Source organism: Bifidobacterium reuteri DSM 23975, assembly GCF_000741695.1.
In the GTDB taxonomy this organism is placed as follows: Bacteria; Actinomycetota; Actinomycetes; order Actinomycetales; family Bifidobacteriaceae; genus Bifidobacterium; species Bifidobacterium reuteri.
The window spans coordinates 185,424-208,374 of the sequence record NZ_JGZK01000004.1; the positions used below are offsets into that span (position 1 = coordinate 185,424).

The following is a 22,951-nucleotide window of genomic DNA, read 5'->3' on the forward strand; positions in this document are numbered from 1 at the left end:
CGATCAGGCCTGCTTTCTCCGTGGCCGCGGTATTGCGCTGAGACGCACACCATCCAGAATGGCGCAAATGTCATCCACATCCCGCTCATCGTGGAACAATTCCTCGGGACCGCTGCCGGAAATGTCGGAAAATGGCGGCTCATACAGTCGCGCCGCACTCATTACCCCGTTGGCCGTGAGTTCTCGCACGATCATATTGACGAATTCGATCTGCCGCGCGTTGTACCGCGACCCGTCAAGGAACTTCGCGAACGCCGCCTGCACCGCGGCCGGTTCCATTCCGACCAGCGAACGAATGAACAGTCCGAACCCACCGCTTTGTTCGGCCGCCATGTCAAAGGCGCCCTGATCGCCGATCCCGTTCTCGATCAGCATGCGCTCCAGCTCCGTCAAGTCCAGTTCGGTAAGCTGACGCCCCATCCGTACGCGGGCAAGCACGATATTATTGTCAAGTCCTTTCAGGAACGCCGTGGCCTTCTCTTTGAGACGTTTCATATCCACATCGGCGGCATCGCCTCCGGGAACCAGCGCAGCGCCGCTTTCCACTATGATCTCGTCCTCGAAGTCGGTAAACACAACGTTGCGCCGCGCACCAGCCGCGTATTTCATGATGCCGCGCAGCCGTTTGCGTGCGGTTTCCAGCATCGGCACGGTTACGTCCCGCCACCAGTCGTCATCGACGATCGATTCGATGAGATCGGCGCATTCCGCGACATCGGGAAGGTTGAGATTCTTGGGATTGCGTAGGGCATCGGCATCGGCCTGTACGATGCGTTTGATTGCGGCAACATCCATCGTCGGCGCGGCGACGCCATATCCGGACTCAACACCAGCACGTTTGGCACCGGCCCGTAATACGGCAAGTTCATACGTATACATGTAAAAATCGAAACGTTTGGCGGCAGCATCATTGCCACCGTCTTCCGCGATATGGATGGAAGACGGCAGCCCCGCCAGTCCAGAAGCCAGAGCTGCTTTCTCCCGTGTCAGGCGTTGCCACCATGCGGTATCCGCGGCAGTCTCAATGATTTTGCGATGCGGGCGCACCAATACATTCCCGTCCGGATCCATGCCGCTCACCATGGCGTGCAGGCCGATGGCCAAACCGGCACGATATTGCGCGCAATCCTCCGACGATCCGCCAAATGGCTCCAGCAACCGAGACGGTAAGCCACCTGAGCCGGTTGAACCATCGGAACCGTCCGCGTCCAATGTCTCCAGCAGCGCCAACCGTGCCAAACAGATACGCTCGGATATGGAGCGGCCCGTATATCCATCCGATTCGGGCAACTGCTGATTGAAATACTCAACGTTGTCGCAGCAGTCGATAACCAGAAAACCGGTTTTATCTCGTCCCGGACCATACAGGTCAACGCACAGTCTCGTGCCTCGTCCGAGCATCTGCCAGTATTTGGTGCGGCTCATCACCGGCTTGAAGAAGACGAGATTCACCACCTCCGGCACATCAACACCGGTGTCGAGCATGTCCACGCTGATGGCGATCCGTGGATCATTCGCCGGATCGGAGAAATCATCGATCAACTGCTGCGCGTTGCGTGTGGCATGGGTGATGATTCGCGCGAACGTGCCGTGGTATTCGGGCCAGTTCAGATCGAATCTGGATTTGATGGCCTCGGCATGGCGCTGATTGCGCGCGAAAATGATGGTCTTGCCGAGCGTATCCCCATCGTTGACTTTCAACCCGCGCTGCATCAGCACGCCGAGTACTTTATCTATGGTGTCGGCGTTGAACAGCACACGATTCACGTCGTTGGCACTCACCGAATCGGGAATCTCACCGGTTTCATCCCAATCGCGCGAATCCCATTGCGCCTGCTCCTCAGGGCTTAATTCGTCGTAGGAGATGCCGCGATCCATGAACTTGGTACTTACCGATAGCACCTTCGGCGGCACGAGGAATCCGTCCCGTACCGCTTGGTCGAGATCGTAGGCGAACGTTGGCACGCCGCCGGTGTGTTCGTCGTATTCGAGATGGAACAGGCGATACGTGTTGCGGTCGATTTCGTTGCGCGGGGTGGCGGTGAGGCCGACAAGCAATGAATCGAAATAGTCGAACAGGAACCCGTATTTCGCGTACACCGATCGGTGCGCTTCGTCGACAATCACCAGATCGAAGAATCCCGGTCCGAATTTCAGCGGCTTAACCGTCGCAGAACCCACACTACCCGCCGCAGATTCATCCGCGGCGCGCGCATTGATGAGGTTCATCATGGTCGGATAGGTGCTCAGATAAATACGGCCGCTTGCCTTTTTGTCCGAATCAGACAGCAAATTGACCACGGGGACGCTGCCCCCAAGCCCGGTTTGCGGATTTTTGAACGCATTCTCCGCCTGATTGACGAGCGCGGTTCTATCGGCAAGGAACAGCACGTTCTTCACCCACCCGGCTTCCATGAGCTGGTGCACCAAAGAGATCACCACACGGGTTTTACCGGTTCCTGTGGCCATGACGAGCAGGGCGTCGCGCTGATACCGGTCGAACGCCTCATCCACCGCACGAATGGCGGCTTTCTGATACGCACGTCCGGCGATCAAATCCGCTTTGGCATCAAACGGATAGTTCGACAGCGCATGTCGCGATTTCCGGCGTTCGATCAGCCGCTGCAGTTCCTCTTTCTTATAGAATCCCTGCACATCACGAGGCGGATAGCCGCCCTTATCATCCCAGATCTGCGTCTCATAGCCGTTGGTAGTGAAGATGACCGGCCGCTGTCCGTACTGCCGTTCCAGACAATCCGCGTATTGCTTGGCCTGCTGCTGGCCAACGAGAGGGCTGACGGATGTACGTTTCGCCTCAATCACAGCGAGCGGCAAACCATCGTCGCCCCACAACACGTAATCCGCGTATCCTATGCCGCTGGGATTGTCAGCGGTAGGCGGCATGCCCTCCACTTGGTATTCGCGGTCACGCGCTTCGTCCAATCGCCAACCTTGTTCCGCGAGCAGTTGGTCGATGAGAAGAGCACGCGTCTCGTCTTCCTTATAGTGGTAATCATGCGCGTCAGCCACCGTATTGGCCTGTTGAGCCGCTTTGATTTGTGCGCGCAAAGTCTCCAGTTCTGCTTGCAGTTGCAGCATCTGCGAGTCTTTGGCCGCAAGTTTCGCGTCACGCTCGGCGATGGCTCGCGCGTGTTCGCCACGCTCCTGCTTGGTGCGCCGCAGCAACATCTTGAATTGCACGGGATTGAGCGCCATCGATTGCTTGGCCAGCGCGGGATCGAATTGCGCGGTGACCGGCACCTTATCGTAGTGTGCGGTCATGTTGTAGCCGGCCCAAATCACCACATGGAACAGCTCCCGTACGATGGTGAGAGCGGTCTGCGAGTTGATGTTCGGATTATCCTCGTGCGCCGCGGCATTGCCGTTCCTGCGAATGATGTCAAGCTTGGAGATAATCACACGATCGACATGCCGCATAAAGTCCGGATTATGGATACGTCCGGAAAGATCGTCATGGTACGGCTGCGGCAGACCCAGCACATCGTAATAGAGGTATTCCACAAGGTTGTCGATGGCACGACGCGCGTATACGCATGAGGCAAGCGGATCAGAGGAGATATACGACTCCGCCCTGGCGCAATCGTCGGCGATGTTCGGAAACACGTCCTTGACGAAGTCAAAGTTGCCCATGTGACCATCCCTTCAATCAAGCCGCCGTGCTGATGTACTCCAGTGTATGCAACGACGCAGAAATACTCGCATTACGCACGCAGGAAGATGCAGCTCCGTAAGAAAGATGCGAAGATAGCGCATGGCTCCGCATCGGATTCCACTACCGTCTACATATTGCTCGAACACTTACCAAACTCAATATCACCATAGAATAGCGAAACAAGCATCTCAGCCGTCTCCAGCACATCGAGCAATGCGTTAGATCCAGTTTTCAGCACGTAGGCTATACACAATTCCACCCATCATTGTGTATAACCAATTTCCACCTATGTGGATAACTTCATGCACACCCTGTCAGTCTTGTAGAAGATGGTGCCCCAATATAATCGGGACCGCAGTAACAATGGCCCACCAAGCACAAAAGCGAATCAAAAACAAAAAAGAAACACGCATTAAGCGAAGCAATAGACACTATTTATCCACACAAACAAACCCAATGGCACACGCAAATGATCCGCATCTGGTATATACTGCCATTAGAACAAATGAGCGAACAGATTGGAGTTGGCCATGGGATTGCTGGATTCATTCGACGTGGTACCGTTCGTCACTGGGGTATCCAGTATGTCAGTCACCAAAGACGGAGTGAGTTTCAATAAGACAGCCATCGAAAAACTCGGCTCCCCCGAATACGTCCAGGTACTTATCGACAAAGCCAACCATAGGCTGGCAATTGTTCCATGTGAAACAGGAGACGAAGGAGCGCGCCCATTCCTACGCAAGGGACGCACAGCCCGCGCTGGGGTGCGCTGGAACAACACGGACCTCAAAGAGTCAATCCAAGGACTCACGAAATGGGACCTGGAGCAAGCCGGACACAAAATCACCGGCCAATTCTTCCCAGATGACCATGCGATGGTTTTCGATCTTGACGATTCAGCAGAAATAGGAAGGAGGGATGAACCAGCGGATTAGTCCGCTGTTATTACACGCCGAAGGAAAGCGCGACGAATTACGCCAATAATTCGTCGCGCTGGAAGATGACAAAAGAATCTGTGTCACCTGCATGCACATTATCTCACGTCATCTTCCTTTCTGAAGCGGAATGTTTACATTTGTTGCTTTTCTTTTCAGAAAGGATGATCATGGGTCAACATACCCTATTTGATGTTTTCGCATATCTTTGTGCGGAGCTATTGGCCTCCGGCATCACATTCACCAAGGACGGCTATCCCATATTCCCCGAGCACATCATGCTTGGCTGTAATCCGAACGATATCAGCGAGATGATTGACTGGAGGAACCGGAACAAGGCCGAAAACCCTGCGAACACAATCATTGTCATGTACTTGGATGACGAGTTCCTGTACCGTCGCCTGTTCCGTTTAAAACAGGACCTGCCTGAATACAAGCGCTTTCTCGCGGTCGCAGGATTCGATCTGAGTCCCCGCATCGGCATGGATCCCGAGCTTCAGCGGTTCAACATCACACTCGGCATGATGGCCACCATCTGGCTCGGACTGCACGGAGTACGCATCATCCCTAACTGGCGAATCGGCGACCAGTCCACATTGCCTGCTCTAAACGCATACCCGAGAAACGCTATGTTCGCAGTCGGTACCCTTGGCTGTTCACACGGCACCAAGCAAGATAAGGACTATGGCGAGATTATGTTACGGACAAAGGTTTTGATTACCGATCCGCAGCTCCTGTTGATTTATGGACCACTGTTGGAACAGAACCGGATGCTTATGGACAAACTCGGCATCCCATACAAGCTATGGCGTGAGTACCGTCACCGTTCATATGCCGCCACCCAGATTGGAAAGGTGGCATGACATGGATGTGAAATCATACTATTCCAATGCGGCAGCCGAACAACGAGCCGAAGCCGCAGAACGGCTTCTCCACGGAGATGGCATTCTGGCCCATGCACTGGCGCGCGGCAAAGAGCGAACGACATTGTACAAACAAAACTGGCAGGAAGTCGATATCAACGAGGTAATCGCGAGATTTGCTCCCGGTTCTGAACCAAAGAAGTCAGGGGTCAAGGTCCACTTCGTTGATCCACGTGGCCAATACGAGATTCTTGCTGACGTTGCAGGCGGCTATTTGAGGATTCAGGATATTGCGCATTTCCCGAAGAAGAGGCGCGTCTTCGTGGATTTGAATGGCAATGATGTCCGGCATCTCCTTGTCAACGGCAAGTTGGAACGCCGTGACAAGGAGTCAGTCATGCATTTAACGCACTTCCGTATCAAGAAACGCCCGGGAATGAAGGGATGGATGTGATTGTGATGACCGATATCAACGAGGGATACAACCTGTTTGTACCGTTGGACGAGCAAGGGGAACAGGATATGCAGTATGCGGATTTCAATGATCGGCATTGCGCATCGTTCGAGTTGAGAAGAGTCGAATATGAGGCACTCAATCCGCTGTGGGATGCTTATAACTTCGCTTTCCATATCATCATTGACGAATACGAAGACGAGGAGCTACCTGCAGAACATGTTGCCACGGCACTACTGATGGCTCAGACCGCGTTGGAAAAGAGCGACAACTCCATCGAACGCAACGGCCTGCATACCTTGATTGAGGCCTTACAGCTGGCGCAAAAGCACCACACCTTCATGGAGCTGGTGTTTTGACGACAGAGTCGGGAAAGAAATCGAAGGAATGCTGGTATCAGTATCTGACGGATGTCGTTGCGGCGAAAACAGGCTGCCACTCGCAGCCGGTTGATTCCACCGCGTCTGATCCCTCCGCCGACGAAATTCCGTTCGGAGAACCATACAATCTATGGGACGCCGAACGGGGCGTCGTCGTGCGCCACGTCAATGCAAGCTGGCTTGACACACACGCGCAAACCAAAGACACCATGGACGCTTTCGTGGAGCGGATGAAATACCAGCACGTCGAGGAGCTCGTCATCCATAATGATCGCCCGAAGTGCGGCAATCCACATTATCGAAGGTTTTCCAGCCGAAGCATCGAAGCATTCCGCACCGCAGTAATGATGAACGGTATTACATGCCGCATTGACTAATGGAAGAGAACCACAAGAATGCGCCGGAGATGTGATGATGTGGTCTTCAATCAGACGCTGACGGTAGATGTTGGCATAATCCATGCTCTCGGCCCCACATCTGTCTATATAACAAATAGACAATCCATAGAACAAACTCGCCCAACGAATCACGATGGCTTACTATCGTTGCAATTCCAATGATAGTAAGCCCTATATATGATACGAAATAGAACAAATAGAACAAATAGAACAAGAAGCAACACCGCGATTGAAGAATTCCACCGAGCAGCACGGCCTACGGACGGTAATCGAGGTACTGCAACCGGCCAGAGACATGGCACGTTCGCATTGGCATGAGTGACGGTTGCGTCTGTCAGCGACCGGAGGTAATCCCCCAGATGCGGCACGCGGTGCCTATTCTCGGGCATATCTTGCAGTTGTGTGTACCGCCAGCCGCGCGCACATCGGCAAGGCTGACGGGCAGGAACTCCACGATCGTTGCAATTCCGCCATTATGCAACACCGCTGACACGACGCAAGCCGCCCGTTTTCACCCGATCTCCAGCCGCCGGTACACACAACTGCAAGATATGGTGCAAAACACCCACTTTTCGTCCCACACCCCAGCCGCACCGCCCAGCCGAATCAGCCGAATCAGCCGAACCACAGAAAATCCACTTCGTCATGGAGGCAACACTATGGTAGACATCACGTTCACACCTGAGATGCGTGTGATCCTGGAATCGATGATCGGTCAGCGACTAGTCTCTCTCGAATGCGAGCGCTTGGAGAACACACAGGAAACGTATGACAACCTTCTTATCACCACCGATGCGCAACGCATCGAACTCATCAACGAGGAGGAACCCACGGCCTACTTCGGAGGTGTCGAAGACATCTCCCGCTTTGTCTGCCGGAGAATGGCAACGGGCGAACCGTTCCGACAGTTCGTCATGGGAGAGACCCCGATGAAATACCCACTGCAGGGTTCCGTAACCGGAATAAACATAGTCGACGACCACATCTCGCTACCCGAGGACCAGTATGATATCCGCCTGTCCATGGCGGTGGTGATGCACACGACCGAAGGCGATATCGCGTTCCTGCGAGGATGGCACTTCGATGAACAAATCACCGTAATCCGCGACGAGGATTATCAAAACGCCTTACGTCCCATCGAACAGGTCGAGTCCGATTGGGCCGAAGAGGGCGAACCCATCACCGTGGAGAGACGCATCATCACACTATGATGTTATGAATCGAGATGCCGTCATACGCTATCAGCAATCGCGATACATCTCGTCCGCTCACAGTTCGCCGCGGAAGGCGCGGGACTGGAGGGATGCGAACAACTCGTCATCCAACGCGAGCGCCCGCTCGACCTTCGCCCGCGCCGCCGCAATCGCCTCCACCCGTCGCGCAAATTCGCGTTGGAGGGAGATGGGCGGGAGGGGAATCATCACAGTACTAATACGATTCATTGAAATAGACGGCTGGCCAGATTTCGCAGCATATTGGTTCAATTTAGCCTTGTCGAGAATCATCGCCAAGCAAGTCATATCGTAGTCATCATGAAGCTGTGACAACACCAAAGCATTATCGGTTACCCATGATTTAGGCTCCGTGATATGCACCGCTCCACAATTTGCTCCAACCCGTCCAATGACGATTTCAGGTTTTTCTAATGTATATCTGTCGTGACGACCGTTAATACCGTTGCCGCCATACACAGCATACGGACCATCATGTTGTGATTTTGCAGGAAGAAATTGACCGCTGCGAACGTTGAACAATTCACCGAATGAACGCCTCTCAATGTCATCATCATTAAACATGTCCAGGTAAACCGAACCTTTGAGTTCGTCAAAATCGGCAAGCATGCGGCGGCGCTTGGCGCGGATGGCATCGACCCGGTCAAGAATCGCTACAATCCGTCGCTGCTCATCAAGCGGCGGCAGTTGCACTGCGATATTAAGGAATGCGGATTCCTTAACTCGATTTTGTCCAGACGCACCAGCGCTAACACGCTCAAGCTCGTCCAAAAAAGCTTTTGTCTGCACCAAATACGAAAGGTATCTGGGTTCCAATCTATTTTGATCGATATCAAACAACGGAAATTCATTAGTCACCACTACCCCATCAAGAGATGACGGAAGCAATGCCATTGCACCACGACGTGCCCAAATACGCGAAAACACAAACTGCCCGGCGCGTCCGCGATTACCAGTGAATGGTTTAGGAGCTTTTCCATCGCCAATCTCACGGCGAACAGCGCCTTGGCCATAAAGTTTCACTGAAATCAATGGCACAGAACGAGTGTCCTTAACCTGAACCATGTCTTTCCAAGGCCGGAGTACATCGCCCAACTTGACCATATCCGTCATCAATTCACCTTTCGCACCATGACAACGCTACCGAGCGGCCGCCACCGCGAACGCCGCAGAAGGAGGTCTCTCCCTCAGTCACGCTTCGCGCGACAGTTCCTCATCAGAGGGAGCCGAAAACACGCCCATTTCAGAAACAGCCAAAATCAAACCCATCACGCGAGCAGCTCCCGAAGCGCCGCGATATCGGCCGCGATCCCGGAATCAAGCGAGTCAATCTCGTCCAGAATCTCCCCTGGCTCGCGATGCGCCTCCTCTTCGTATTCGATTTCCTTGTACCGGTTCAGGCTCAGGTCATAATCCTGAGCCGCGATCTCCGCCTTCGGCACGGTAAACGACTGTTCGGTACGCGCACGCGAACGCTCCGACTCGTCGCCTCGATGCTCCCACCTAGCGAGCACGTCCGGCAGATCGTTCGCTTCGATCGGCGAGCGCTTGTCGTCCAGTGAGTATCCGTCCGCATGCACGTCATAAAACCAGACGTCATCAGTGCCGCCGGCATCGGTTTTCGTGAAGGCGAGTATCGCCGTGCTGACGCCCGCGTACGGCTTGAACACACCGGACGGCAGCTTGATGACCGCGGCCAGCTTCTGCTCTTCGACCAGCATCCTGCGCAACTTCTTGTGCGCGGTGGTTGAGCCGAACAGTACGCCTTCCGGCACAATCACCGCCGCGCGCCCACCCGGCTCAAGCATGCGCAGGAAATGAGCGAGGAACAGCAGTTCAGTCTTCTTGGTCTTCACCACGCGTAGCAATGCGGCGCTGGTCGCCTCATAGTCGAGGCTGCCGGAGAACGGCGGATTCGCAAGAATCAGCGAATACTTGCCCGCATCCGAATCACCCGCTTCGCTCAGTGAATCCTTGTAATGCACATTCGGATCGTCAATACCATGCAACATCAGGTTCATGCTGCCGATGCGCAGCATCGTGTGATCGAAATCGTAGCCGTGGAACATGCCGGACGCATAGCGGGCGCGCAAAGCGGGGTCCCGCAATATCTCAGGATGATGCTCGCGCACATGTTCGCTGGCAGCCACCAGGAATCCAGCCGTACCGCATGCGGGATCGCAGATCGTATCCTGAGGACCCGGTTCCATCATCGCGACCATCAGCTCGATGATATGCCTCGGTGTGCGGAACTGGCCGTTGACGCCAGAACTGGCAATTTTCGAGAGCAAGTACTCGTACAGGTCGCCGTTCATATCCGTGTTGCTCAGGTCGATTTCGGAAAGCATGTCCACGGTTTTGGCAAGCAGCATGGGCGTGGGGATGGTGAAGCGCGCGTCCTTCATCTGCTCGGCGTATGAGGATTCCTCACCGCCCATCGAGCGCAGAAACGGGAACACCTCTTCGGAAACAGTGCGATACATGGCCTCCGGCGACTGTTCGCTGAACACGCTCCAGCGCAAATGGCGCTGGTCTTCCGCGAAAATCGGGTGTTCGATGGGCTGATGCGTGCGATTCGCCTTTTTCTCGGCACGCTGCTGGTTCATATCCAGGCGGCGCATGAACAGCAGGTAAGTGATCTGTTCGATCACCTCAAGCGGGTTGGAGATGCCACCTGACCAGAAGGCATCCCATACACGGTCGATGGTGTTACGCACGTCGTTTTGAAGCATGCATCCCATACTATCCAAGCATTTGGGGCGGCCACGCCTTCCTTGCGTACGAAGCGCAAGGCCCATACTTCGGGAGCGGCGTCAATCGCATCAGGGCATACACCACCCATTGATTCATCGCGCATCCGGCAATCCAACACTCGTTCAACGTGCACAAACTGTTCATGTTCACGCATCTTGCGCCGCTTATTCCCACGGTCACGCTAACAATAGGAGTCATGTCTCAGCCTGTCGTCACCGCGCTCATCGTCGCCGTTGTTATCCTCGTGATCGTGGCCATAGCCGCCGTAGCACTCGTGCTGCGAGCGCGACGCCGCCGCAAATTGGCGGAATCATTGGAGAAACGTCGTGACGACGAGGTGCAGTACGCTTTCGTGATCAACCCCTCCAAACCGCAGGCAGCGACGCAGCGGTTGCACATACAGGAGTTCTGCCGCTCCAAAGGCCTGAACCGTATTCGTTTCTATGACACGCAGCTCGACAAGGATGGCCGCGCATGCGCTAAGGAGGCACTGGCGGACGGCGCCGATGTGGTCATCGCGGTGGGTGGCGACGGCACGGTACGCACTGTCGCGAGCGCGGTCTCCGGCACCGGCCATGCGCTGGGCATCATCCCCATCGGCACCGGCAACCTGTTCGCCCGCAACATGGGCATTCCCGTGGATGATGTCGATGCCGCGCTCACCGTGGCCACATCGCACGGCTCACGTCTGGTGGATATGGGGCGACTCTGGCTGCTTGACCATCCGGAGGACGACCACGGGCACGCGTTCCTCATCATCGCAGGCATCGGTTTCGACGCGGCCATGATCGACGACACCGACCCCGCCCTGAAAGCCAACATCAGCTGGCTCGCTTATTTCGTGGGCGGGTTCAAGAACCTGTTCGCCCCGAAATACCGAGCCAATCTGACCATCACCAGCCCCGATGGCTCCTCGCATTCCATCCGCAATCTCGACTTCCGTACAATCATGGCCGGAAATTGCGGTCAGATCCCGGTATTCTCCCTGATGCCGGCCGCCTCATATGACGACGGTATCCTCGACTTCGAAATCATCGACACCACCGGCGGCATCCTCGGTTGGGCGAACCTGTTCGGCGATGTCGTGCATCAGACGCTCATCGGCAAGCCTGAACAGAACCCGCTCTCCACGAACTCGACGGTGGAGCAGATACAGGGGCTTACCGCTGAAATCACACTGGAGAAGCCGGCCAAGGCGCAGGTGGACGGCGACATGTTGCCGGAGACCCGTCATATCCGGTTCTCCGTGGACCGTCGCGCGCTTATTGTCCGCGTGCCGGCATCGACGCTCTCCTCTTTGGAGAAGACCGCACAGATCGCGGCGGCGAACGCCACGGCCGATTTCGCCGAAACCACCGCGCTGCTCGAGCCAATCCGCTGAAAACCCATGTCAGCGTCCCACGAGCGCTCCACTTGCGCCTTCCGCGGTTAAACTGCCGAAGTCACAGCACATCACGCAGCCTGCTGTCGGCGAGCGACAGCGCGGATTGACGGGCTTCCATCGCCGAACGCGCGTCGAGCGCGGCTTGTGCCATACGCCGGCAATCAGCCAAACTGTGCAGCCGCAACGCGGACCGTACAGCGGCCGCTTTCCGCCATGCCATCGACAACGATCGTATGCCGAAGCCCACAAACACCAATGCCAGCAGAGGATCGCCCGCAGCTTCGCCGCACACACCCACCGGCTTCCCGGCCATCAGACCGCCCTCGACGGCCATCCGCATCATGCGCAGCAGGGCTGGCTGCCATGGGTCGAGCAGGCCGGACAGGCTACCATCCAGCCGGTCGGCGGCCATCGTGTACTGCGCCAGATCGTTAGTGCCTATAGACGCGAAATCCGCCACTGCGAGCAATGACGCGGCTTGTACGGCAGCGGCCGGCGTTTCGATCATGATGCCGGCATGCGGCAGCCCGGCTGCATGTGCTTTGTCCACGAACCATTTCGTCTCCTGCACGGTCGTGGCCATCGGGGCCATCACCTTCAGACTGTGCCCCGAAATACTGTGCCCCGAGGCCCGATATGCGTTGGCGAGCGCCGCGAGCTGCGTATCGAGAAGGTCCTCGCGCAGCATGCCTAGGCGGATGCCCCGCACACCGAGCGCCGGATTGGTCACGGCCAGCGTTTCGTTACCGCCGATTCGCGCGAAGGCAAGCGGTTTATCGGCACCGGCATCGAACGTGCGAACCACCACCGGGCGGCCGTCGAACGCTTGGACCGCCCGGGTATACGCTTCGGCCTGCTCCGCCTCCGTCGGCGCCTGCGAACGGTTCAGGAACAGGAATTCACTACGCAGCAAGCCGATGCCATCGACGCCGGCCCGGGCTGCTTCCTCCGCTTCGGCCGGAGTGCCGACGTTGGCATTCAGCAGTATCCGACATCCATCAGCGGTCATGGCGAAGGCGTCACCAGCGGCAGCGCCGGCTGCAGTACCGTCAGCGGCACCGGACGCACTGTCGTGGAGCAACGCCTTCCGCCGGGCGGCGCGTCCGGCGGCACGATAGAGGTCGGCGGCATCGGGATTGATGATCACCTCTCCGGTGCCACCGTTCAGGACAATCCGGGTATCATCGTCTGCCGCTTCCATCACGCCATGCACCCCCACCACGGCCGGGATGCCGCGTTCGGCGGCCAGAATGGCGGTATGGCCGGTCGCTCCTCCCTCTTCCAGCACCAGTCCGCGTACTGCAGCGGGGTCCAATGCGGCGGCATCGGCGGGTGACAGGTCTCGGGCGACGAGAATCACCGGGATGTCGCATATGGCATCGCTCACGGCATCGCACTGGGGCCCTGCGCTCGGCAATTCCCGCAACTCGGCGATGAGGCGACTGCGGATATCGTCGAGATCGGTGATTCGTTCGGCCATCATGCCGCCGGCCTTGCCGAAACGCTCGATGTATTCGCCCACGGCGTTGGCCACGGCATGAGTCACGCCATCGCCGGCCGACAGGTGCTTCATGATGGCTTTATCCAAGCCGCGATCCTCCGCCAATCGTGCGTTGGCCGCGAGCATGGCACGGGTCGTGTCATCAGCCGCTTGAAGGGACCGTTCCCTCAGCGAGGAAGCGACGGCAGCCATCGCCGCACGTACACGTATCATGTCCAACTGTGGATCCGCGCATGCCGGCTCCCCCTCGTCAACGCCCGGCGGCTCATGCATCAGTCGCACGCGGCCGCTGGCCACACCGGAGGAAACCCCGATGCCCCGCAATACACGACGTTCGTCACCATTCATCTGTGCGCCCGACATCAGAAGACTCCCATCAGACTCCATCAGCCGCATCGAAATCACGGGAAAGCAGCGCGGCAAGCTCGTCCAGTTTCGCTTCGATGTCCTCAGCAGTGGCACCAGCGACATCCGTGGCATCTGCGGCACCCGCTCCGCCCGCACCGGTTTCCCCCTCATCGACGCCGATGGTCACCGTCTCCCCTCCGGCGATGCCGAGCGCCATGATATCCAAGGCGCTGGCGGCATCCGCTTCCTCGCCGCCATGCCGTAGCACCACGTCGAGCCCGGTCTGTTCCACGGCAGTGGCGAACATGGCAGCCGGGCGCGCATGCAGTCCCATGGCACTGCCTACCGTTACCGTTCGGGTGATCATCGCGCCTCCTGCCTGGGATTATTCTGCTTGCGATCGGGCTGTCTGTAATCGGCCATGCTGCCCTCGGCTTGTCTGCCGCCGGCATGGCTCCCGTCATCCGGCACGGCGACGGCCCGCTCTGCGTCGGCGGTGACTCGGGCTACGTGCATCGCCAGATAGGCGACTTCGTCCTCGCTGATATCCGCGTCGAGCCGCAGCTCCAGCAAGGATCGGATGGTGCTCGCGCAACGTATGGCCTTGGGGTAGGCGGCACGGATCGCCTCGATGATGGGCGCCGGCTCGCCATCCAGCTGACGGTGCTGGTGCACTCGGATGAACAGGTAGCGCAGATGGGTAATGAATCGACCCACGTTCACCGACTCACGATCCAACACCAGCCCGTACGTCTTCTCGATGATGTCCAGCATTTGCTGAATGACGCCGGTCATCGTATAGGTGTAGGTCAGGTCGCCGGTGGCGAACCCGGCATTCACCAGATGCATGGCCAGCGAGGTCGCCTCGCCATCTGGCAAAGGTGCGTCAAGCCGAGAGTTGATTGCGGCGAGCAGCGACCGCCCCTGCTCATACTCACGCGGATAGAGGTTGCGCACCTCACCAATCAGCGGGTAGGCCACATCGATGCCACGCCGTCGCCGTTCAACCGCGCCGGCGATATGGTCGGAGAGCGCCAACACCAACGTGGCGCTTGCGCTCTGATGCTCGTCCAGGCCGGTCTCCTTCATGGCGTCGACCACCAGGCGAATGGTTTCCGGAGCGATGCCCGCCAGCATCTGCGCGAGATGGTCCGGGTCCCGGCCGTCCGACGGCACGAAGGTCCGCACGATCTTCGATTCATCCACCGATTGGCCCGGTCTGGCCTGGAATCCCAAGCCACGGCCCGTGAGAATCACTTCGCCGCCGTTACCGTCTTTGGCCAACACGACGTTGTTGTTGAAGACCCTCAGTATCTCCATGGCATCCTCCTTTCACCATCCGCATCGCCTTCTCCGGCATCATTGTCACCGCTCCACATCGATGATAGGGTCACCGACCCGCACGGCTCTGGTCTGACGCTCCGACATGTCGGATTCCCCTTGGCTCAGGTTTCCCCTGCCGAGTGGCGTCCCGCTCGCGGGGACGGTCAGCAATGGCGTGACCGACGTCATCGCAGCGCTGTTCACCACGGTCACGACAACCACCATGCTGCGGCCGGACTCGGCAACCGCATGGCGATCGACCTGCATCACCGGCTCACCCTCCTGCACTGCATCGCCTTTGCCTACCTGCAGCACGAAGCTTTCACCATCCATATCGGCCGTGTCCAAACCGACGTGCACCAACACCTCGACGTTGTCATCGGTTTTGATGCCGAATGCATGCCCCGTTCTGGACACGGTTTTCAGCATACCGGCAACGGGCGCGCATACCGTCATCATGCCGTCGCGCTCACTCGGCATCACACCGATGCCTTCGCCCAACGCCTTGGAGGCGAATACCGGGTCGCCAATGGTATCCAGACCGACCAGTGTGCCGCCCACCGGCGCCAGTACGGCATGGGAGGACTGCATCCCGGATGTTCCCGCATCCATATCAGCCGGCACAGCACCGCTTGGCCCCTCGCCTGGTATCGGGCCATCCGGCGACGGCGCATCATGCACGACGCCATCGGCTGACCGTCCCGGCTTCGCGGAGGGCCCGGCATCCTGCGGGGTGCGGTAATCGAATACGACCACCAGCGTCATCGCCACCACGAACGCGACCGCGATGGACGACGCATATACCCATGCCCGGTCGAACACGGGAATCGTCAATAGCGATGAGAAGGCGAAGGCAGTGGTCGTCACCCCATGCACGGTCTGGCCGTCCGGCAGCACAGAGGGGAACAGGCCTCCCAGCACCGCACTGGACACGCCTCCGGCCGCGCACCCGGCAAGCAGCCACCGATAGATGCGGCGATGCTGCAGATGAATACCGTACAGGCTGAGTTCCGAGACACCGCCCAGCAATCCCGCCAGCAAAGCGCTCAGCGCAGTCTGACGCATGGCCGAATCCCGGTCGCGGACGGCAAGCGCCAACACGCCCGCCGTCGCTCCGAAGCACGCGAAATTCCATACGCCCATCGGACCTTGCACGAAGTCATATCCCAGTGTCTGAATATTCACGAGCATCAGGGCGTTCAGTGGCCAATGCAGGCCCAACGGCACCAAAAACGGGTACAGCATCGGGATAAGCAACGCGAACAGGAACGGCACATGCGCGTCCAACCAAGCCGTGCCCGCGCTCAACACATCGCCGATCCACACACCGAAAGGACCGATGAGCAGCACCGTGAGCAGATAGACGGACACCAGCGAAAGGAACGGCACGAACACCAGCTGCACGCTGCCGGCAATCACCCGTGAAAGCCCGTGATATACCATTGCGAGCGCGACTGCCATCAGCAACGGCACGATGATGTTCCCGCCATAATCGCGGATCGGGAGGACCACGCCGAACGCGGTGACCCCGCCAGTGATTCCGGCGAGGCGCGGCGCCATCAAGGCAGCCATGATCGCGCCGCCAAGCCACGGGTCGACATTGAGCTTGCGGGAGGCGTTGTAGGCGATCATCACCGGAAGCAGCATGAACATGCCCTCCCATATCGTCTTCAGCAGATTCCATTCCTGTGCGGCGCCACTGGCCGGCATACCGCCGAACGCCACCATTACATTGGCCAGAGCGATGACCATCGATGCGCCGAGCAACACCCCGAGCAACGGACGGAATGCGTCGGACACATAATCGAATACAGCGCCCGCCCATGCGCACGTGGACTTCGGCCAATGGCGATGCGCCGGCGTATCGGTCGCCGGGGCGCCGGGAGCCGGAGTGTCTGCCGCCGGGGTGCCTGCCGAGGCCAGTACCGCCACGACCGCCTCATACACCGATGCCACGGCGCCACCGATGACGATCTGGCAACGTCCGCCGGGACGGGAGAACGCACCCAGCACCCCATCGATGGCCTCAACGCGGGCGAAGTCGGCCTTCTCCTCGTCTGCGAGCGCGATGCGCAGGCGTGTGGCGCAATGCGTGACCTCACGGATATTGTCTGGACCGCCGAGGGCTTCGACTATCCGCATCGCCATCGAAGTATTTCCCACGGCCACTCCTCTCATGGTTGTCGTCATTGTCTCGCATACGCCATCACAGTATCGCGCTTCGGAGTGTCGCGGTCGAAAACGTCGTATTCTATGTTTCACACGTTGCGTAGCAGGGTTGTTACTTGGAAACGAGGCAAGACCTGGAGCGATGTGGAATTTGCGTATCCTATGGGCTATTGTCCATGGCGATATACCGGTTCCACATTGTTCCAGGTCTTTTTTGTTGTCCAAGTACATCGATGATGTGCTCCTGCTCGCAGCACACAACGCCGCAGACGCACGGCACGGCGCGACATGACGCGCAGCCGCGGACGCAAGCACTGTCAATGACGATGAAAGGAACAGGACAATGACGACGGCAGCATCATCACCCACATCGACCCAGACCACGGCAGACGCGACCAACGCCGTGGCGAGCAAAGCGGCAAGCGAGGCGGCGAACGCGATCGAAGCGATAGAGGCCATGGAATCCCGCGGCTTCTCGTCTCGATTCCCGCTCAACAGCTCGTTCATCTTCACGTTCGGCGCGCTGGGCGGCATGCTGTTCGGCTTCGATACCGGCATCATCTCCGGTGCCTCCCCGCTCATCGAATCCGACTTCGCACTGAGCGTCTCCCAGACCGGTTTCATCACTTCGTCCGTACTGATCGGCTCGTGCGCCGGCGCACTGTCCATCGGCGCACTGTCCGACCGGTTCGGCCGCAAGAAGCTGCTCATCGTATCCGCCATCCTGTTCCTGATCGGTTCAGGCATGTGCGCCTCGGCCACCGGCTTCCTGATGATGGTCGCCGCGCGCATCATCCTCGGCCTCGCCGTCGGCGCGGCGTCCGCACTGACACCGGCCTACCTCGCCGAACTCGCGCCGAAGGAGCACCGCGGTTCACTGTCCACGCTGTTCCAGCTCATGATCACCTTCGGCATCCTGCTCGCCTACGCCTCCAACCTCGGTTTCCTCGGCCACAACCTGCTCGGCGTGCGCGATTGGCGCTGGATGCTCGGCTCCGCACTGGTGCCGGCGGCTCTGCTGCTGATCGGCGGCATCCTGCTGCCGGAGTCCCCGCGCTACCTGGTGAACAAGGGCGACGAGCGCAACGCGTTCAAGGTGCTCACCCTCATCCGCAAGGACGTCGACCAGACGCAGGTGAAGCTCGAGCTTGACGAAATCAAGGCCGTGGCCGCGCAGGACACCAAGGGCGGCGTGCGCGAACTGTTCCGTATCGCGCGTCCGGCGTTGGTGGCAGCCGTGGGCATCATGCTCTTCCAGCAGCTCGTGGGCATCAACTCGGTCATCTATTTCCTGCCGCAGGTGTTCATCAAGGGCTTCGGCTTCCCTGAAAACGATGCGATCTGGGTATCCGTGGGCATCGGCGTGGTGAACTTCGTCTCTACCATCGTGGCCACGCTGATCATGGACAAGTTCCCGCGCAAGACGATGCTGATCTTCGGCTCCGTGGTGATGACCGTCTCGCTCGCCATTCTCGCCGTGATGAACTTCGTGGGCGACGTGGCCGTGCTCGCCATTCCGACCATGATCCTCATCGCCTTCTACATCCTCGGTTTCGCCATCTCGTGGGGTCCGATCGCATGGGTGCTCATCGGCGAGATCTTCCCGCTGTCCGTGCGTGGCATCGGCTCCTCCTTCGGCTCGGCGGCCAACTGGCTGGGCAACTTCGTCGTCTCCCAGTTCTTCCTCATGCTGCTTGCCGCATTCGGCAACAACGTGGGTGGCCCATTCGCCATCTTCGGCGTGTTCTCGCTGCTGTCCATCCCGTTCGTCATGCGGTTCGTGCCGGAGACCAAGGGCAAGTCGCTGGAGGAGATCGAAGCGGAGATGACCCGCCGTTGACGGTCGCGATGACTGCAATCACTGCAATGACTGCAGTCATCGCAGTGATCGTTCTGATGATGCGTTGAGGCAATGGCCGACGTTCGCGATTTCGCGGCGTCGGCCATTCTCATAAAGCAGCTTTTCCAATGTTGGCATGTAACGACCGCGCGGTTTCACCGTCCATAAGCCAGTTATCTGCAGTCAATCATGCGATTCCACGCGATTCCATGCCTCAAGCATGTCCCGCGCAGCGCCCCAGGAACCCAACGAGATATGAATTTTGGCCAAACAGCAGGCAAGATTCTTCCTTTTTCGCACAAAAGTTGACAACTCTTAACATAAATCCACGCAAAACTGCGGAAAACGTGGCAGAATAAGAGGCATGGTAGCAACAAATGCGGGTCTTCCCGCCACCCCAGCAGATCTGATTGACGTCGATGAGGTCATCGGCAAGTACTATGACCTCGTCCCCGATCCCTCCGTCCCCGAGCAGCGTGTCATCTTCGGCACCTCCGGCCACCGTGGATCGTCCCTGAAGACCTCGTTCAACGAGGCCCACATCATCGCCATCTCCCAGGCCATCGCCGAATACCGCAAGAAGGCCGGCGTGACCGGCCCGCTGTACCTCGGCTCCGACACCCACGCGCTCTCCGGCCCGGCCAAGAAGACCGCCATCGAGGTGCTGGTCGCCAACGGCGTACACGTGCGCATCGACTCCCGCGACGACTTCGTGCCCACCCCTGTGGTCTCCCAGGCCATCCTGACCCACAACCGTGCGGCTGACGGCACCCAGCGCTTTGAGGGCGAAGGTCTGGCCGACGGCATCGTTGTCACCCCGTCCCACAACCCGCCCACCGACGGTGGCTTCAAGTACGACCCAGTCACCGGCGGCCCGGCCCCGGCCGAGACCACCAACGCCATCGCCGCCCGCGCCAACGAGCTGCTCGGCGATTACAAGTCGGTCAAGCGCGTGCCCTACGAGGAGGCCATCAAGTCCGAGTACGTCGAGGGCTTCGACTTCCGCGAGCACTACGTCGACGATCTGGCGAACGTCATCGACTTCGACGTGATCCGCAACTCCGGCGTGCGTCTGGGCATCGACCCGCTGGGCGGTGCCTCCGTGAACTACTGGCCGCTCATCAACGAGAAGTACGGCCTGAACATCGGCGTGGTGCGTCCTGAGGTCGACCCGACCTGGCGCTTCATGACCATCGACCACGACGGCAAGATCCGCATGGACCCCTCCTCCCCGTACGCGATGAAGGGCCTGGTCGACCAGCTCAACGCCGGCGCTTGGGACAAGTACGATCTGGTCGGCGGCACCGACCCGGACGCCGACCGTCACGGCATCGTCTGCCCGAACTGGGGCGTGATGAACCCGAACCATTACATCGCCGTGGTCGTTGAGTACCTGTTCGGCGGCAACCGTCCGGATTGGCCGAAGGGTGCCGGCATCGGCAAGACGCTGGTCTCCTCCTCCCTGATCGACCGCGTGGCCGCTTCCATCAACGCCAAGCTGGTCGAGGTTCCGGTCGGCTTCAAGTGGTTCGTCGACCCGCTGTTCACCGGCGAGGTGGCGTTCGGCGGCGAGGAAAGCTCCGGCATGAGCTTCCTGCGCAAGGACGGCCGCGTGTGGACCACCGACAAGGATGGTCTGATCCCCGACCTGCTGGCCGCGGAAATCACCGCCAAGACCGGCAAGAACCCGGCCGAGCTGCACAAGGACCAGGTGGCACGCTTCGGCGAGTCCTGGTACAAGCGTGTGGACACCCCGACCACCCTTGAGCAGAAGCAGAAGTTCGCCAAGCTCACCGGCGACGACGTGACCGCCACCCAGCTCGCCGGCGAGGACATCACCGCCAAGCTGACCGAGGCTCCGGGCAACCACGCCAAGATCGGCGGCCTGAAGGTCACCACCAAGGACAACTGGTTCGCCGCCCGTCCTTCCGGCACCGAGAACATCTACAAGGTGTACGCCGAGTCTTTCGAGAGCCCCGAGGCTCTGGACAAGGTGCTCGACGAGGCCAAGCTCGTGGTCGACAAGGCCCTGAGCGAGTGATGGTAACGCGCGCCTAGCGCGTATGGCGCGTCATGCACGGTCCGCGCCCCTCGTCCCGCAAGGTTTCCTGCGGATACCCTGAACCGCACCCCGATTGTTGGACTGAAGTAATTCAGATTCAATGATTGGAGGTGCGGTTTCTCATATGTAGGGATCACAGTCGTCATTATGTCGATGAGTTCATGCGCGCCGTCGTCGGCGCGATTCGCGAGGGTGCCAGCAAAGCCTTCCTCGCGGGAAACCTCTTTGCTCTGTTAAACCAGCTTTGGCATAAGAGGCGAATTGGTGGGGCGGGGTTTCCCAGGAAATCAATCCATTCAGAACTTTCGCTGATTAACCCATGTCGATTCTGGCTCAACAGAGCCAAACCTTTTGTTTTGGCCTGACTGAGCCGATCGTCACGCAACGCATCGGTGATGTCGTCCCTCCGCCGAAACCAGCCAACACCTTCACGGACCATTTCACCGTGACGGGCGACAGCCGCCGACAACTCATCACCATACGTACCGCGTAACGCTCGACGCACAGCACCCCACGCACGCGACGCACACCCCTTTCTCCGCACTCGGCCGCGCGCGCAACACGCCATTTGCGGTACGATGCGCCGATTCAACGTTTTTCGAGCTGTTGTACCGCAGCAGTGTGTCCCGACAGCCGAAGCAAACGTTTTCAATCCGTATCGAGACAATACGCCTGTTTCAAAAACCGCGGAAACAAGCCGTTTCTGGCGCATGAGCGAAAATCGACCACCCTCAACCCTGCGGTACGATACACGAAAAACACGCGATTTCGCACATCGTACCGCGTCTTCTTGTGCACAACACGCTAAAAAGAGCTTTCTGAGGATTTCGTACCGCAGTCATATGCCACGCACCCATCACGAGCATCACCCACCGCAGTCACAGGCCACATCGTACAGCGCTGCACCACACTATAAGTGATTCCGTATGGGACAAAACCTGGTGGTCTGTCTCACTAATATATTGGAGGCTTCTGCTGTTTTCGTGGGTTAGTTGGTGGGTTGGGGGTAGTCGGATGTCGAGGCCGCCGCATCGGAGCATGATCAGGCTGATGAGGTTGTCGACGTGGTGGAAGCCGTAGGCCATGCGGATGGTGACCTTGATGCGGTTGTTGAACGCCTCGAGCCTGGCGTTGGAGTACCCGAGTTCGATGGTGCGCAGGATGTCGGGGCGGCGTCTCCTGATCTTTTTGGAGAGTTCGGCGATTTCGGGGATGCGGCTGTGGGACGCCCAGAACACCCAGCGTTTGAGTTCCGCGGTGGCCTGTCCGATGGGGTGTTTGAGCAGGTTCCTCAACAGTTCCTTGAGCTGCCAGGCGCGGTAGAGCTGTCCCTTGGGATCCGTGTTTCCCAATGCGGTGAGGGATTCGTCCTGACGGTCGGTCAATTGGTCGGGGTTCTTCAGGACCGCGTATTTGACGCCGCGCATGCGCTTGACGCCCTCCTGGTCGCCGCCGCGCCTCGCGTCGTTCCACAGGCGCTTCCTCACCTTGTCGAGCGCGTCGGTCATCCAGCTGACGATGTGGAACCCGTCGAGCACGCGCTCGGCGTTCGGGCACCACTGGCTAACGCATGAGTCGATCCACTTCGCGCCGTCGCCGGTGACGACCCGGATGGAGGCGCGCTGCTCGTCGGTG

Annotated in this window: 17 protein-coding genes; 9 read left to right on the top strand and 8 right to left on the bottom strand. The window is 58.7% G+C overall.

The genetic code is table 11. The features are described 5' to 3' along the window. Positions 1-3: 3 nt before the first annotated feature. On the bottom strand, positions 4-3,651 hold the full coding sequence (locus tag BREU_RS05175; protein WP_044088942.1) for a DEAD/DEAH box helicase family protein: 3,648 nt from the start codon (positions 3,649-3,651) through the stop codon (positions 4-6). 552 nt (positions 3,652-4,203) lie between these two features. Here BREU_RS05175 and BREU_RS05180 point away from each other — a divergent pair. The 6 genes from BREU_RS05180 to BREU_RS05205 all read left to right on the top strand — a co-directional run bounded on the left by BREU_RS05180 (position 4,204) and on the right by BREU_RS05205 (position 7,914). Beyond that, positions 4,204-4,608 (top strand): hypothetical protein, encoded by a 405-nt coding sequence (locus BREU_RS05180; protein ID WP_140463692.1) that lies wholly within the window; start codon positions 4,204-4,206, stop codon positions 4,606-4,608. A gap of 170 nt (positions 4,609-4,778) precedes the next feature. Further along, entirely contained in the window at positions 4,779-5,471 is a 693-nt protein-coding gene (locus tag BREU_RS05185; protein ID WP_044088940.1) for a DUF4417 domain-containing protein, read from the top strand. A gap of 1 nt (position 5,472) precedes the next feature. Beyond that, positions 5,473-5,925 (top strand): hypothetical protein, encoded by a 453-nt coding sequence (locus tag BREU_RS05190; protein ID WP_044088939.1) that lies wholly within the window; start codon positions 5,473-5,475, stop codon positions 5,923-5,925. Between the two features lie 5 nt (positions 5,926-5,930). After that, positions 5,931-6,284: a hypothetical protein gene (locus BREU_RS05195; protein WP_140463696.1), complete on the top strand. Its 354-nt coding sequence runs from the start codon at positions 5,931-5,933 to the stop codon at positions 6,282-6,284. Beyond that, positions 6,281-6,682 carry a hypothetical protein gene (locus tag BREU_RS05200; RefSeq protein ID WP_044088937.1) on the top strand — a complete coding sequence of 134 codons (402 nt, stop codon included), beginning with the start codon at positions 6,281-6,283 and terminating at the stop codon, positions 6,680-6,682. Before BREU_RS05195 ends, BREU_RS05200 begins: the two co-directional genes overlap by 4 nt. Before the next feature lie 680 nt (positions 6,683-7,362). After that, on the top strand, positions 7,363-7,914 hold the full coding sequence (locus tag BREU_RS05205; protein ID WP_044088936.1) for a hypothetical protein: 552 nt from the start codon (positions 7,363-7,365) through the stop codon (positions 7,912-7,914). Positions 7,915-7,971: 57 nt separating this feature from the next. Here the strand turns inward: BREU_RS05205 and BREU_RS05210 are convergent, their stop codons facing one another. Both BREU_RS05210 and BREU_RS05215 read right to left on the bottom strand, forming a co-directional pair. Further along, entirely contained in the window at positions 7,972-9,048 is a 1,077-nt protein-coding gene (locus BREU_RS05210; RefSeq protein WP_081886560.1) for a restriction endonuclease subunit S, read from the bottom strand. A gap of 155 nt (positions 9,049-9,203) precedes the next feature. Beyond that, positions 9,204-10,667, bottom strand: a complete 1,464-nt coding sequence (locus BREU_RS05215) for a type I restriction-modification system subunit M (RefSeq protein ID WP_044089039.1) — start codon at positions 10,665-10,667, stop codon at positions 9,204-9,206. 218 nt (positions 10,668-10,885) lie between these two features. Here BREU_RS05215 and BREU_RS05220 point away from each other — a divergent pair, with 218 nt between their 5' ends. Continuing rightward, positions 10,886-12,070 (top strand): diacylglycerol/lipid kinase family protein, encoded by a 1,185-nt coding sequence (locus BREU_RS05220; protein ID WP_044088935.1) that lies wholly within the window; start codon positions 10,886-10,888, stop codon positions 12,068-12,070. 61 nt (positions 12,071-12,131) lie between these two features. On the opposite strand, the gene ptsP is transcribed toward BREU_RS05220, so the two are convergent. From ptsP to BREU_RS05240, 4 genes are read right to left on the bottom strand one after another with little or no spacing between them, the layout of a single operon-like run. Beyond that, a complete protein-coding gene (gene ptsP / locus BREU_RS05225) occupies positions 12,132-13,937 on the bottom strand; it encodes a phosphoenolpyruvate--protein phosphotransferase (RefSeq protein WP_238567007.1) in 1,806 nt (601 codons plus the stop codon). 13 nt (positions 13,938-13,950) lie between these two features. Then, positions 13,951-14,289 carry an HPr family phosphocarrier protein gene (locus BREU_RS11520; protein WP_081886561.1) on the bottom strand — a complete coding sequence of 113 codons (339 nt, stop codon included), beginning with the start codon at positions 14,287-14,289 and terminating at the stop codon, positions 13,951-13,953. After that, complete coding sequence (locus tag BREU_RS05235) at positions 14,286-15,242, bottom strand: PRD domain-containing protein (RefSeq protein WP_081886562.1); 957 nt, start codon at positions 15,240-15,242, stop codon at positions 14,286-14,288. Before BREU_RS05235 ends, BREU_RS11520 begins: the two co-directional genes overlap by 4 nt. Positions 15,243-15,287: 45 nt before the next feature. Then, complete coding sequence (locus BREU_RS05240; RefSeq protein WP_044088934.1) at positions 15,288-17,423, bottom strand: glucose PTS transporter subunit IIA; 2,136 nt, start codon at positions 17,421-17,423, stop codon at positions 15,288-15,290. 334 nt (positions 17,424-17,757) lie between these two features. On the opposite strand from BREU_RS05240, the gene BREU_RS05245 reads away from it, so the two are divergent. Beyond that, positions 17,758-19,254, top strand: coding sequence for a sugar porter family MFS transporter (locus BREU_RS05245; protein ID WP_044088933.1), 1,497 nt, complete (start codon positions 17,758-17,760; stop codon positions 19,252-19,254). Positions 19,255-19,618: 364 nt separating this feature from the next. Continuing rightward, positions 19,619-21,295 carry a phosphoglucomutase (alpha-D-glucose-1,6-bisphosphate-dependent) gene (gene pgm / locus BREU_RS05250; RefSeq protein WP_044088932.1) on the top strand — a complete coding sequence of 559 codons (1,677 nt, stop codon included), beginning with the start codon at positions 19,619-19,621 and terminating at the stop codon, positions 21,293-21,295. Between the two features lie 899 nt (positions 21,296-22,194). Here pgm and BREU_RS05255 read toward each other — a convergent pair. Next, the coding region (locus BREU_RS05255; RefSeq protein WP_238567008.1) for a transposase at positions 22,195-22,951 on the bottom strand (757 nt) is incomplete at its 5' end.

Excerpts from the sequence above, each read along its gene's own strand:
- BREU_RS05175 (WP_044088942.1), bottom strand. The coding sequence starts at position 3,651 with ATGGGCAACTTTGACTTCGTCAAGGACGTGTTTCCGAACATCGCCGAC.
- BREU_RS05180 (WP_140463692.1), top strand. The coding sequence starts at position 4,204 with ATGGGATTGCTGGATTCATTCGACGTGGTACCGTTCGTCACTGGGGTA.
- BREU_RS05185 (WP_044088940.1), top strand. The coding sequence starts at position 4,779 with ATGGGTCAACATACCCTATTTGATGTTTTCGCATATCTTTGTGCGGAG.
- BREU_RS05190 (WP_044088939.1), top strand. The coding sequence starts at position 5,473 with ATGGATGTGAAATCATACTATTCCAATGCGGCAGCCGAACAACGAGCC.
- BREU_RS05195 (WP_140463696.1), top strand. The coding sequence starts at position 5,931 with ATGACCGATATCAACGAGGGATACAACCTGTTTGTACCGTTGGACGAG.
- BREU_RS05205 (WP_044088936.1), top strand. The coding sequence starts at position 7,363 with ATGGTAGACATCACGTTCACACCTGAGATGCGTGTGATCCTGGAATCG.
- BREU_RS05210 (WP_081886560.1), bottom strand. The coding sequence starts at position 9,048 with ATGACGGATATGGTCAAGTTGGGCGATGTACTCCGGCCTTGGAAAGAC.
- BREU_RS05215 (WP_044089039.1), bottom strand. The coding sequence starts at position 10,667 with ATGCTTCAAAACGACGTGCGTAACACCATCGACCGTGTATGGGATGCC.
- BREU_RS05220 (WP_044088935.1), top strand. The coding sequence starts at position 10,886 with ATGTCTCAGCCTGTCGTCACCGCGCTCATCGTCGCCGTTGTTATCCTC.
- ptsP (WP_238567007.1), bottom strand. The coding sequence starts at position 13,937 with ATGTCGGGCGCACAGATGAATGGTGACGAACGTCGTGTATTGCGGGGC.
- BREU_RS11520 (WP_081886561.1), bottom strand. The coding sequence starts at position 14,289 with ATGATCACCCGAACGGTAACGGTAGGCAGTGCCATGGGACTGCATGCG.
- BREU_RS05235 (WP_081886562.1), bottom strand. The coding sequence starts at position 15,242 with ATGGAGATACTGAGGGTCTTCAACAACAACGTCGTGTTGGCCAAAGAC.
- BREU_RS05240 (WP_044088934.1), bottom strand. The coding sequence starts at position 17,423 with ATGAGAGGAGTGGCCGTGGGAAATACTTCGATGGCGATGCGGATAGTC.
- BREU_RS05245 (WP_044088933.1), top strand. The coding sequence starts at position 17,758 with ATGACGACGGCAGCATCATCACCCACATCGACCCAGACCACGGCAGAC.
- pgm (WP_044088932.1), top strand. The coding sequence starts at position 19,619 with ATGGTAGCAACAAATGCGGGTCTTCCCGCCACCCCAGCAGATCTGATT.